Raw genomic sequence first — 13,624 nt, forward strand, 5'->3', positions numbered from 1 at the left:
CCACATAATAAAGCTGGAGCGGACATGTAGTGCGGTAGTACGCCCAGTAAAATATGGAGATTGAGTACCATGAAACTCACGAAAATTGCTGCCCTGATGGGTGGTGTTATTCTCGTTACTGCCTGCGGCGAGAAAAGCTCTACCAACGTAACACTCCCCCCCGATCCAGCACTGACTGGCGTATTTGTTGATAGCCCCGTTGAAGGAATTAATTATTCTTCTGCTTCTGTGGAAAACGGCACCACTAATGCGCAGGGTGAATACTCTTACTTCAGAGGCGAACAGCTCGCTTTCAGCATAGGTCAGCTGGCGTTTCCAGAAACCCCGGCATCGAGCGTTATCTCTCCTCTTGACCTATTCGCAACCGACAACCCTTTTAACCAGTCGGTCGTAAACACCCTTCGACTTTTACAATCTCTTGATACCGATGGCGATCCAAGTAACGGTATAACACTAAGCGCCAGTGCCGGCGATGTAGCAGTGGCAACCCTCGACGAAGGGCAAACCATTGAAGATTTCTTTAATCAATCTGATGCTGATTTTGCAGCCGATGTAGAGGTGTGGCTTGGTTCCGCTGGCGGAGCCAGTGCTACGCTTGTGGATAAAGCACAGGCTATCAGTCATTTCGTGAATTATCTTGAAGCCGAATTAGGTACGCTCTTCCCTAACACCTTTGATGTAACCCGCTTCACAGGCGACATTTACGCACCAACACTGGAAGGCAGAAGTGTATCTCAAGCCACTTACACCTTTACGCCAGACGACGAAACGAACTTGTCAGGTACTTTTGTAAGAGTGCACGGTGAGGAAAGCACAACAGGTAGCTATGAATTCTCTTTTGGACGAAAAGTTATTGCCCTTAGCTACGATGAGCAAACTGAGTATCTTATTTCCCGTGCTTTCAACACGGTTAACGAGGTATACAGCCTGTGCGTTGTATCTCCAGATAACGCTCAGTCTATGCCGTTAGTGCTGCATGTTGAAAGCTGTCTTGCCAACGAAGACCCGCAAAACTACCTGTTTGCTTTTACCCAAGAACAAGCAGATGTTGAACTGGCAAAGCTAGAAGAAGCCGCGAATTCTATCCAGGCGGCGCTTGAAGAAAACTTCGATACCGACACCGATACGTTTTTCTCATCGTCGTACAAGCGTTTAAGTGAAGAGCCAGACGCCGGTGCGCTTTATTATGTAACGGGTGGCAGCCCGCTAGTCGACGCCACCACAGGTCAACTTACCCTTGAAGGCGATCGATTCAGTATAGGTAATGCTGCAGCCAACCCAGGTGCTAATACGTCGGCATCAGATACGGTAGGCATGGGTATTTATAACCTTAGTGAAGGTTTTACCATTAGCTTCGACGTTATTTCTCATAATGGCGGCGGTACGTTCAGCCTTTATGTAGATAACAACACCACAGGGCAAGATAACTCAGTACACGGTGCTGCTTCTAAGTTCGTGAGCATAGGGTTAGCAGACGGCACGATGGTACCCGGCACGCGATTTACCTATACCTATGAGCCAGGTGACGATATTGGTGGCGGCGATCCTAGTGCACCTGACGCTAAAATTCTCGATAGCTCGGTAACCAATAGTTTCTTTCAATTGCGCACAGACTCTAGTGCCACTATCACCATCGATAACTTAAAAATTGAGACGGTAGCTGACGCAGTTGACCCAGTGCCTCCGGTTGAGCCTGAGCCTACCGAACCTGAAGAGCCAGAAGTTATTCCAAGTGTACCGCTGCCGCTTTCCTATACCTTTGCAGGTGAAAGCGAGGATATTTTCTCGACAAACTTTGCCGCGATTGAAAATGCAGCGGGTGAGCAAGTCGCCATGTTTACCATTACCGGTGGTTCGGTAACGCAAATTGACACTGGTATTCAGCTTGACGGCGGACGTTTTACCCTTGGTAATACTGAGCCAGATACCCAAAGTTCGTCTGACGATACCTCATCAACCGGTGCACTGGATTTGAGCCGTCCTTACAAGGTTATCTTTGATGTTATTTCTGCTGAAGATTCCGAAGGCGACAACAAATTCCAGATTTACGTGGATAACAATACTTCTGGCAGCGCCAACTCACACCTAGGTTCAGATTCCCGTTTCTTTAATGAGCCTGTGCTCGATTTAGTACCGGGAACCACCATGACAATAGAAGGACAGATAGCAACGCCTAACTCGTACCTTCAATTTAGAACGGAAAGTGGCTCTATTGTGGTCATCGACAATATTCGCATTGAATATATTGATGAAAACACCCTATTAGAGGAAACGTTTGAAACAGACGCTGACACCTTCTTCAGCCCTGAATACAAGTCAACCGATGGTGGTGCGACACCGTTTTATAGCGTAACGGGCGGCGGTTCAGGTTTAGTGATCTCCGAAGGCCAACTAGCCATCGACAGTGCACGCTTTACCATGGGCAACAGTACCCCTGATATAGACACAACCGCTGATGACACTGTAACCACAGGTATATTAGATTTAAGCCGTGAATATACCATTAGTATGGACATCATTGCCGTTGAAGACAGTGAAGGCGACAACAACTTCCAGATATATGTAGATAACAACACCAGCAGTAGCAGCAAATCGATACATGGTGGCGACTCTAAATTCTACAGTGAATTGGTTAATAACCTTGTGCCGGGACAACGCCTAACTATCGATGGATTTATTGGTACACCCACCTCGTTTTTACAGCTTCGTACTGAAAGTGGCGGCAAAGTGGTTATCGATAACTTTGTTATATCGTATGTGGGTGAAGCGCCAGATGACAGCAAGTTTAGCTGTGAAAATGAACCACAGCTTTACTTCTGTGACGACTTTGCATCGGGCTCTTTAGATAACTTCACGCTTATTTCAGACGACGCAGGCTCAAACGGCCCACAAGGCACATTTGACATTGTAGAAGATGAAGGCAACAAAGTGATGCGCTACACCGCTGGCGGTGAAGGTGGCGAGATTTTCTTGGTTAAAGAGTCGGCGCTAAGCAACCTGCCAGAAAATGGAAATTACTTTGTTGAAGCGCGCATTCGTCCAAGACAAAACAGCACCACGCGAAACAAACAGATCTTCCTTCTAGGTCGTTATGATAGCGCTGGAAACTGGTACGGCGGAGGTTTGAATGTACAAAACTCATCGAGCAGTACACAAGTGGAAGTAGCGGTAAGTACCGAAGGCAGTATTTCTCGCCCTGTCCAAGCTAAGTCACCTATTGTACTGGGTGAAAAAGACGGTACAGACGGCACGTGGTATCGCGTACGTTTTGAAATGGAAAACGAGAAACTCACCGTTTATTTAGACGGTGAGAACATGGGTACAGCAGAAGATACAACCTATAGCGCTGCGGGACTTATTGGCCTTTTCACTAATAACCGTTCGTTCGAGCTGGACGATTTAAAAGTGGGTGACCCCGCTGTTAAACCTGTTCAACTTACTCTGGATTTCAAAGAAACAGAGTGGGAGACCACCACCAGTAGCGATCCGTTATTCGTTTACGTTACCGCAGTACAAAACGACGGTATAACTGAAGACACATTTACCGTAACCAGCAGTGATGCGAGTGTGGTTAGCGTAGAGCAGCAAGGCCCACAAGTTACTATTACCCCTCGCGCTGCCGGCAGCGCAATAGTAACTTTTACCTCTGGCTCTGATCCTACGTTAAGCAAACACATTGCCGTTAATGTTGGCGAAGGCTTCACAATGCCTACCGCCACCTATGGCGACTTATTCCCAGATACCACACCGTATTCGGGCAATAACAATGCGTATCCCGATACCCTACTCTCGTTAACCTTCGACAGCGAACCCACCTTAGGAAGTAGCGGTGAAGTGCGCATTTACAATGCGACAGACGACACCCTGGTAGACGTTATCAATATTGCAGCTGATGAAGACTTTATTGGCTTTGAAGGCCAAGACAGACAGCGCAAAGTGGCTTACCGCCCTGCATCAGTTGTAGGCAACAAATTAGTGATTAAGCCTCATACAAATGCCCTTCAATATGGTCAGTCATATTACGTAGCCATTAGCGATGGTGCGGTAACCGGCGCAACGCTAAATGGTGAAAGCTTTAGTGGTATTGGCAAGAGTGCGAACTGGCGCTTTGCAACAAGAGCTGCCGCACCTTCTGGCGCGAATGTTACCGTAGATGATGACGGCGAAGCGGATTTCCGCACGGTGCAAGGTGCGCTTAATTACGTGATGCAAAACGTAAGCAGCGATACGCCATCTCGCATTACGATTCGTGACGGCGAGTATCAGGAAATGCTGTTCCTTCGCGGTAACAACAATGTCACGCTTCAAGGCGAGAGCCGAGACAATACCGTGGTGTACTACGATAACTTTGAAAGCTTTAACAGCGGTAGCGGCAAGAGCGAAGCACCTGCCGCGGGCACACCATCTGGCGGAAGAAGCGTGTTTTTAGTGGAAGGCGTAGATAACCTGACGCTAACGAACTTCACTTTGAAAAACTCACACATCAGAAGCAACGACTACTCTAACCAAGCTGAGACGATTTACTTTAACAGTGATTCAGGTCGTCTAACTGCCGTTGATATGAACTTTGTGAGTGAACAAGATACACTGCTGTTAAAAGGCTTCAGTTGGTTCTACAACTCATTGATTGCCGGCAACGTTGATTTCATTTGGGGTTACGTAAATACTGCACTGTTTGAAAACAGCGAAATTCGCACCATTGGCGACTCTAAAAATGGCAACCCTGACGAAGACACAGCGGGCGGCTACATTCTACAAGCTCGCGTACCTGATATTTCTTATAAAGGGTTTATCTTCTTAAACAGCAGCTTCACCAATGGCCCAGGCCCTATTGGTAACGGTGTACTCGACGACTCTACGTATATTGCAAGAAGTGGCGGCAGCGCGAGCTACTTCGACAATATTACGCTTATTAATAACCGTTTCGACACACACATTGCCACTATCGGCTGGGCGGGTGAAGGAGTACGCGACCAACCGGCACCAAACCCTAGCCCTGCAACCGCAGCAGCAGGATGGCGTGAGTACGGCAGCATGGATATGCAGGGTAACCCGCTTGATCTTTCAAGCCGTCAGTTTGCCCACATTCTTGCCGACAGCGAAGTGACTGAACTTACCAGCAGAACGGCGATATTCTCTCACTTTAATAACGGTGAAGGCTGGGTGCCAAGTGAGCCTAACTTACCGAATGTAGCACCTGCTCCAACGCTTGATGCTTACGGTTTTGCACAATACAACTATGCATTAACCGGCGGTGCTGGCGGTACAGTAGTAACCGTAGATAACGGCGCTGACCTGCAGGCGGCACTCGACAGCGCGGCGAACAGCAACACCCCAGTAACGGTTTATGTAGATGGCACCATTACCGACGCAAACAATGGCGGTACGGGCTCACCGATTGAAATAAAAGACATGAACGATGTGTCAATTATTGGGGTTGCAGACAGGGGCGAATTCGACGGTATTGGCATCTTAATCAGACGCGCAAATAACGTGATTATTCAAAACCTGAAAATCCATCACGTGCTTACTGATGGAAAAGACGCTATCTCTATTGAAGGTGATAACGACGGCTCTACCACCAGCAACATTTGGATTGACCACAATGAGCTTTACAGCACATTGTCTGTGGACAAGGATTTCTACGATGGATTAGTAGATAGTAAACGCGGCGCGAAAAACATCACTATCTCTTACAACTACCTTCATGATCATTGGAAAGCCTCGTTACACGGCCACACGGAGAATGATGTAGACAGTGATAATACCGAGCGTTTAATTACCTTCCATCACAACCGGTTTGAGAATATTGAGTCACGTTTACCGTTATTCCGCTACGGTCACGGTCACTTGTATAACAACTACTACAATCAAATATCCTCTACGGCAATCAATTCAAGAATTGGTGCAGAGCTACAGGTAGAAAACAATGTGTTTGAGAACACGCAAAACCCAATTGTTTCTTTCTACTCAGACGTTATTGGATACTGGAACACGTCAGGCAACCTGTTTGGCGAAGGCGTAACCTGGACAACGCCAGCTGATGGTGACGTTGTTGCAGGACCTGACGCCACGCCAACATCCAGCTACGAAGTGCCGTACGACTACGTACTAGATGATGCCGAAGTCGTTAAGCAGCGAGTTATCAACTACTCGGGCGTAGGTAAAATTAACCAGAATGCCGATGACATTCCTCCGTTAAATTAAGCCTAAAAACGTTTAACAACAATAACAAAGGCGCTGCTGTATAAGCAGCGCCTTTCTTTTTATATCGAGTTCATTATTACCATTTACTTTTATTAACTTTTTCCGTTAACGTAAACATTGGACAAAATTCGGACAACAATAACGATGAAACGATTTTTTAAATGGATTGGTACCGGCTTACTGATAATTTTATTAGCAGGCGGTGCATTTGCTGCGCACGAGTGGTATGCGGATAAACCCTTTTACTTTAATAACCTACTAAACCGTGAAATGGTGAAAGTAGCTTTTGATAGCCCTGAAACCTTAACCTCTCTCGGTTTCTTAGAATCAGTGGGTATTAAAGGTCATAACGCCGAACTTGATGACGCTAGCATAGAGAAAAACGCAGCTTTGTTCGACAAAGCGCGCCACATACGCGAAAGAGTTTTAGCGTATGACGACGAAGACTTAAGCAAAGACGAGCAGCTTTCCAAAGAGATCACTCTGTACTTGCTTGATTACCTCATTAGTAACGAAGCGTTTCAGTATCACGGCTACCCAGTAAACCAACTTTTCGGTGTACAAAACGGCTTCCCAAGCTTTATGGAAGGTCAGCATCAAATTAATGATGCCACTGACGTAGAAAATTACTTAAGTCGTTTACGTGCTGTAGATGAAAAATTTGCGCAAGTACTTGAAGGGCTTAAATTGCGTGAGGAAAAAGGCATTATTCCTCCGCGCTTCGTGATAGACCGTGTACTAGACGAAATGAATGGCTTTATCTCTTCACCTGTAGAGGAAAATATTCTTTATAGCTCGCTGAAAGAGAAGATGTCTAAGGCGGAAGATATCTCTTCAGAGCAGCAAGACGCATATTTAGCTGAAGCCCAGACGGTTATAGGTGATGATGTAAACCGCGCCTACAAACTGTTTATCGATTACTTCACCACGCTTCAAGCGAAAGCAGGAAACGATCACGGCTATTGGCATTTACCCGATGGCGACAAGGTGTACGCTAATGCGCTGCGCTTTTTCACAACCACCGATATGACTGCCGATGAAATTCACAACCTAGGCTTAAAAGAGGTAGAGAGAATTCAGGGCGAAATGTTAGCTATTCTTGCTGGTGAAGGCTATGACGTTAGCCAAGGCTTCTCTAACGCGATGGACGCGTTAGCCGCCGATCCGTCTCACTATTACGAAGACAGTGATGAAGGGCGCGAGCAAATTCTAAAAGATTACCAAACCATACTTGATGAGATTGATGCGGGTATTAGCGATGCATTTAGAATTCGCCCTGAGGCCGGCATGGAAGTGGTTCGTATTCCTGAGTTCAAAGAGAAAACCGCGCCAGGCGCCTACTACCAGCAGCCCGCTATTGACGGCTCTCGTCCGGGACGATTTTATGCCAACTTATATGATATTAAAGCGACGCCTAAGTACAGCATGCGCACATTGGCCTATCACGAAGGCATTCCGGGCCACCATTTCCAGGTAGCCTTAGCGATGGAACTTGAAGGCATGCCCTTTATTCGCAAAATGTCGCCTTTTACCGCCTACACTGAAGGCTGGGCTTTGTATTCAGAATACCTAGCATGGGAGATGGGCTTTCAGGACAATCCCCTAGATAACCTAGGTCGTCTTCAAGCTGAGCTATTCAGAGCCGTGCGCTTGGTGGTAGATACGGGCATTCACGATAAACGTTGGACCCGAGAAGAAGCAATTGACTATATGGTACGCAACACAGGTATGGCGCTTAGCGACGTTACGTCTGAAATTGAGCGCTATATTGTTATGCCGGGTCAGGCCACCTCTTACAAAGTAGGCATGATTAAGATTTTAGAAATTCGTGAAAAAGCGAAACAAGCCCTAGGCGATAAGTTCGACATACGCGATTTCCATGACGTGGTACTTAAAAATGGTGCTGTGCCACTTGCCATTCTTGAAGAATTGGTGGACGAGTATATTGCAGAAAAACAGGGCGCATAGCCCTGTTACGCAAAACATTTGCCGAACAAGTCATAAATTTATTTACTTCTAAATTTGGAAACCAAGGCAGCGGGCCACCTGTTTTCGCGCTTTAAGACTCTAGAGGTCACTCGTAATTCAACTAGGTCTTTCCATTCTCTGCGCAACAATTTCATAAAAGCAGGTCAGCGAGATAAAGGGTTTAGTGAATTTGATGTTGCATATGTTGCGGGGCTCAAGACAGGCACAACTATGAGCTTTGGTCACTATGCTAGACATGACGAGAAGAGACTGAAGGAGAGAGTAGATAAGATCGTCCTACAAATTGAGAAATAATGGTAACCGACTTTTGAAAAAAACGCAGAACTCTTGTCATCAAAAAGTGCTCTGCCTTTACTCATCAAATCTTTGAAGGAGGGGTTGGTTTAGAGCAATCAATAACAATAACCGATATATTTTTGTCTGGGTTTATGCGCGCTAATTTTTCTTCTAAGTCATTAGATGTTTCGATATTTGCCGGCTTATCAAAAACATAGGGAGGAGAAAAAGACTTGAACCATAAAGCGATAAAAACACCCTGTTTAGTCCGCAGAGATCTCATGTACTTGGGCAGTTGTTTAGTTATACCATCTTCTACTTTGGTAGCGTGTGCCAGTTTTAGCTCTACACATGTTTGTAACGCTACTTTTTTAGAATTGGTAAAAGTGACCAAAAAGTCAATTTGTCCATTAGCACACACCGTTTCTCTAGAAATCTGTATCCCTACAAACTCATAAATAGTCTTTAGAAGAGCAAATATATAAGGTTGCATCTGAGGTTCTGTTTTTGGTTTTTTTTCAGTTGTTGAAACGTCTTCCCAAAGGAAACTATAACCTCCATCAAACTCAATATTGTTTTTTACTATCAATTCAATACTACGATGCACAAATTCCTTTAGGTTCCGAGCAGACTCAATTTTGGTCTCATACAATAGTTCCCTCACACCAATGTAACTGTCATTCAAATTTATACTTGAAAGTTTGTCTACAAACTTAGACCTCACTCTGTCAAATGAATCATGGCACGTTAAAGCATATAGCTTGCTACATAATGTAGTTCTCGTGTCATTATCAACGTACTGAACAAGATAGTTTGAAAACATGTTAGCGCTGAGGTCTTTCTTACTCCCCAATGATATAGCTGAACTCAGCACATCGTACGCCTCCAACATTGTTTTAAGAGCAAACTCTTTATGGGGGTAATATTTTTTCCCCTCGATTTGTTCCTTCTCAGAAAAATCAATGGCCTCATGCGTTGACTCTGAAAGTTCAACATCGGGAGTAAACAAACCATCTATTTTAATCGTTACATGGCAGCATCTACCTTCATGATCGATAGTGAGGTCGGAAAAATAACTCCAATTTATATTCACCACTTTCAAGTCCATGAAGACCTCGAACATGGGGTCTTCCCAAAAAGTCCTAACCGGAGAGACATTTATAAGGGGCTTTCCCTCGTCATTATCAATTGTTACAGGCTGTTCATAAGTACTTTTGAATGGTAGAGAAAAGCGTATGAGCGTCACAATATTCTTATCGCGCGTAGTTGAATGTGACAAATTTCCTGACGACATTTTGAATGCATATACGGTAGAATTGACTTCCGCTTCTATATCGAGTCTAAGAAACTCAACCTCTTCGTCGGCTAAACAATCGCGAAACTCATCGAGTCGCTCCAGAAGTTCATTTTTACTTAATAGGTGATATGAAGTGGCATAGCCGATGAAATGTTTGATTAGCGATTGCTTTTCAATTGAAATCTCAGAACTTTTAAGCCTCTTATCTAAAAAATTCAAACACTGTATCAGTTGGCCTCTTAAGGTTAAGGTGTTCTGATACAAAGAAAGTAACCTATCGTGAATAGCTCCAACTAAATTGGCAGGTATACAACTATGCTTAATTCGACTTTTAAAGCATTCAGCTATTATCGCCAACCTCAATTCCAAGCTTTTGACTCCCTCGTCAGGCTCTTTAAAGTATGTTTGCAAACTTGTATCAAGGCTTGAACATTCGAAAGCTAGTAACTGTACTTTTAGGTGAAGAGGAACTTGAGCCTGTCTAAGGAAGCCATTAGTTGTCTTTAGATATTCGACTCTTTTTTCTATGATAGGGAATTGTTTTATGTTAGTGAATAACCTATGGAATACGGGGCCACTATCTTCTATCAGGTCAACACAGATGCTCTTCCCGTTCTCATCAGTGAATTCTTCACTTAGTCTATCTTTCTCAATGAAAGCTACGTTACTTACAAATTCGAGATACTCGTCAAGTAGGCGCACGGTTTGAGTGTCAAACTTTGGTTTTTTCTGCTCATCAAACGTTGAAAATTGGTTGAAGAACTTACGTCGCTTTACATTAAGCATTTAGTTAAATTCCTTTTAAAATCAAACTTTTAACCACCAACCTTTAGAAGCTTAAGAGATTCTTACAGTGAAGTGATGAGGTGTCAATATCTTTCAATAATAGGTTAGTGACAGTGTCAAATTAAGCTCTTGAGTTTTTGACATGTAAACGAAGTGACATTTTACAGTAGAAGCCCTATATCGTAGTGTATGTAACCTATCGTTCAAGGGAGTGAAATGTGAGTAGTATCTTTAAGTTCATGTCAGGAGAGGACTATCATATCGAAGCGTTGAAGAACGATAATGTCTATTTCTCTAAGTTTACAGACCTCAATGACCCGTATGAAGGTCTTCTGCACTTCAGCTATAAGAACGTCACAGACTCAATAAGAATGACGCTGTATGCTAATGGACTTGCAAAGGAAGGAAACATAAGCCTTTCTGAAGGCAGAAAAAAAGCGGAGCGACTTCGACAAAAAGAAGGCATAGAAAAGGTTAGGGAAATAGTAAATGAATGGACTGAAATAGCATTTGAGGACTACAAGAACTTTCATTTGGAAAACCGCTTTGTTTTGTCTGTAGCAATACAAAAAGAAGACGACTTATTCCCAGCTCCCTTAACAAGTATGATGATGTGGTCCCACTATGCGAAAGGAATGAGGGGGCTTTGTGTAGAGTTTGACTATCAAAAGTTGTTAGATAGCATTCAAACACTCAATGAGCTTGATGTTAGTACCCGTCTCGTAAGTTATTCAAACAAGCATTTACCTCGTGTATGCGCTAGAACTGTAATTGAGGACTTCATAAAGGACAATGGAAAAGCTGGACTCGAAATGATTAATGCCTTCTGTACGAAACACAGTGGCTGGAATTATGAAAACGAACTTAGATTCTTAGGCTCGAAACATGGCTTAGTAAACTATGATACTTCAGCAGTAAAAAGGATATTTGTAGGACACAAAAACAAGGCTCTGCTTCAAACTGTAAAGGAAATCGTCCGTAGCAAAAACCTAAACGTCCCAGTTTATACAGTCAATATACGCCCCAAAACTTATGGTTTGGGTTTTGTAGAGGCTATTTAAAAAAATGACCAAAAGTAAAACACGTTTTTCTTAAGTATCATGGAACGACGCAATCGTCACTAAGGGTCATTACCTCGCCCCCTCCCCCCTGTACCTTACAGAAGATCCTGAGAAGATCTGTGAGAAGACTTTGAGAGTGACCAGACCATAGGCACACCCGACCCATTACGAGATCGTAGAGACGCTTACAGAGCTTATTTTATTGAAGGTAATTTAAGAGTAGCTATTGAGAAGCTGATGAAATATTGTAAAAGGAGATTAAGGAAATGGTGTGAAACTAACCGTGATACAAAACGTACCACAGTTAGTCTCAGAAGGCTTGTAAGCCCTTGATTTATAAGGGCCTAGAAAGCAGGGCGATTCTTACATCATGCCGCCCATTCCGCCCATGCCGCCCATGTCAGGCATTGCTGGTGCGTCGTCTTTAGGTAGTTCAGCTACCATTGCTTCAGTTGTGATCATTAGTGAAGCAATTGAAGATGCGAACTGAAGTGCAGAGCGCGTTACTTTAGTTGGGTCAAGGATACCCATCTCTAGCATGTCGCCGTAAGTGTCGTTACCTGCGTTGTAACCGTAGTTACCTTCGCCGTTCTTCACTGCGTTAACTACTACAGATGCTTCTGCACCTGAGTTGATAGAGATTTGACGTAGAGGCGCTTCCATTGCACGTAGTGCAAGCTTAATACCTACGGTTTGGTCTTCGTTGTCGCCAGTAAGGTCAGCAAGTTTAGCTGCCGCACGAACTAGTGCTACACCACCACCAGGTACCACACCTTCTTCAACCGCTGCGCGAGTTGCATGTAGTGCATCTTCTACGCGGTCTTTCTTCTCTTTCATTTCAACTTCAGTTGCTGCACCAACTTTAATTACTGCAACACCGCCTGAAAGCTTAGCTAGACGCTCTTGAAGCTTCTCTTTGTCGTAGTCAGACGTAGACTCTTCAATTTGACCTTTGATTTGAGCACAACGGCCTTCAATCGCTTCTTGGTCGCCGTTACCGTCAACAACAGTTGTGTTGTCTTTGTTGATAACTACGCGCTTAGCAGTACCTAGGTCTTCAAGCTGAACTTTTTCAAGGTCTAGACCAATTTCTTCAGAGATTACTGTACCGCCAGTTAGGATAGCGATGTCTTGAAGCATTGCTTTACGACGGTCACCAAAACCAGGTGCTTTAACCGCTGCAACTTTAACAATACCGCGCATGTTGTTAACTACTAGTGTAGCAAGCGCTTCGCCTTCAACATCTTCAGCGATGATCATTAGCGGCTTACCAGCTTTCGCTACGCCTTCAAGGGTAGGAAGTAGTTCGCGGATGTTAGAGATCTTCTTATCAACCAATAGGATGAACGGGTTGTCTAGTTCAACAGTACCGTTTTCTTGGTTGTTGATGAAGTATGGAGATAGATAACCGCGGTCGAACTGCATACCTTCAACAACTTCTAATTCGTTTTGAAGTGCCTGACCTTCTTCTACAGTGATAACACCTTCTTTACCAACTTTTTCCATTGCTTGAGCAATGATATCGCCAACTTCTGAATCAGAGTTTGCAGAGATAGTACCTACTTGAGCAATAGACTTGCTGTCAGCACAGTCAGTAGACAGAGCTTTAAGCTCTTCAACTGCTGCCGCAACCGCTTTGTCGATACCGCGCTTAAGATCCATTGGGTTCATACCCGCTGCAACGCTCTTAAGACCTTCAGTAACGATTGCTTGAGCAAGTACAGTAGCAGTAGTTGTACCGTCACCTGCTTCGTCGTTCGCTTTAGACGCAACTTCTTTTACCATCTGCGCGCCCATGTTCTCGAACTTGTCTTCAAGCTCGATTTCTTTCGCTACAGACACACCATCTTTAGTGATAGTCGGTGCACCGAAAGACTTGTCTAGAACAACGTTACGGCCTTTTGGACCTAGTGTTACTTTAACTGCGTTAGCTAGTGTGTTTACGCCTTTTAGCATTTTGCTGCGAGCGTCATCACCAAAACGTACTTCTTTAGCTGCCATGATTAAA

Annotated in this window: 5 protein-coding genes; 3 read left to right on the plus strand and 2 right to left on the minus strand. The window is 44.3% G+C overall.

Going from position 1 to position 13,624, the window contains the following annotated elements; all coding sequences use genetic code 11:
- The first annotated feature begins 69 nt into the window (after positions 1 to 69).
- Both BGK61_RS00970 and BGK61_RS00975 read left to right on the plus strand, forming a co-directional pair.
- Positions 70 to 6,207, plus strand: coding sequence for a pectinesterase family protein (locus BGK61_RS00970; RefSeq protein ID WP_076025992.1), 6,138 nt, complete (start codon positions 70 to 72; stop codon positions 6,205 to 6,207).
- Positions 6,208 to 6,351: 144 nt separating this feature from the next.
- A complete protein-coding gene (locus BGK61_RS00975; RefSeq protein WP_076011903.1) occupies positions 6,352 to 8,175 on the plus strand; it encodes a DUF885 domain-containing protein in 1,824 nt (607 codons plus the stop codon).
- 379 nt (positions 8,176 to 8,554) lie between these two features.
- Here BGK61_RS00975 and BGK61_RS00985 read toward each other — a convergent pair whose 3' ends face one another.
- Positions 8,555 to 10,555, minus strand: a complete 2,001-nt coding sequence (locus BGK61_RS00985) for a hypothetical protein (RefSeq protein ID WP_076011905.1) — start codon at positions 10,553 to 10,555, stop codon at positions 8,555 to 8,557.
- Positions 10,556 to 10,773: 218 nt separating this feature from the next.
- Between BGK61_RS00985 and BGK61_RS00990 the strand changes: the two genes are divergently transcribed.
- Complete coding sequence (locus BGK61_RS00990) at positions 10,774 to 11,616, plus strand: DUF2971 domain-containing protein (protein ID WP_076011906.1); 843 nt, start codon at positions 10,774 to 10,776, stop codon at positions 11,614 to 11,616.
- 363 nt (positions 11,617 to 11,979) lie between these two features.
- Here the strand turns inward: BGK61_RS00990 and groL are convergent, their stop codons facing one another.
- Positions 11,980 to 13,617 (minus strand): chaperonin GroEL, encoded by a 1,638-nt coding sequence (gene groL / locus BGK61_RS00995; protein ID WP_076011907.1) that lies wholly within the window; start codon positions 13,615 to 13,617, stop codon positions 11,980 to 11,982.
- Positions 13,618 to 13,624 lie beyond the last annotated feature (7 nt).

It is taken from the genome of Alteromonas abrolhosensis (assembly GCF_001953635.1).
In the GTDB taxonomy this organism is placed as follows: Bacteria; Pseudomonadota; Gammaproteobacteria; order Enterobacterales; family Alteromonadaceae; genus Alteromonas; species Alteromonas abrolhosensis.

Excerpts from the sequence above, each read along its gene's own strand:
- BGK61_RS00970 (WP_076025992.1), top strand. The coding sequence starts at position 70 with ATGAAACTCACGAAAATTGCTGCCCTGATGGGTGGTGTTATTCTCGTT.
- BGK61_RS00975 (WP_076011903.1), top strand. The coding sequence starts at position 6,352 with ATGAAACGATTTTTTAAATGGATTGGTACCGGCTTACTGATAATTTTA.
- BGK61_RS00985 (WP_076011905.1), bottom strand. The coding sequence starts at position 10,555 with ATGCTTAATGTAAAGCGACGTAAGTTCTTCAACCAATTTTCAACGTTT.
- groL (WP_076011907.1), bottom strand. The coding sequence starts at position 13,617 with ATGGCAGCTAAAGAAGTACGTTTTGGTGATGACGCTCGCAGCAAAATG.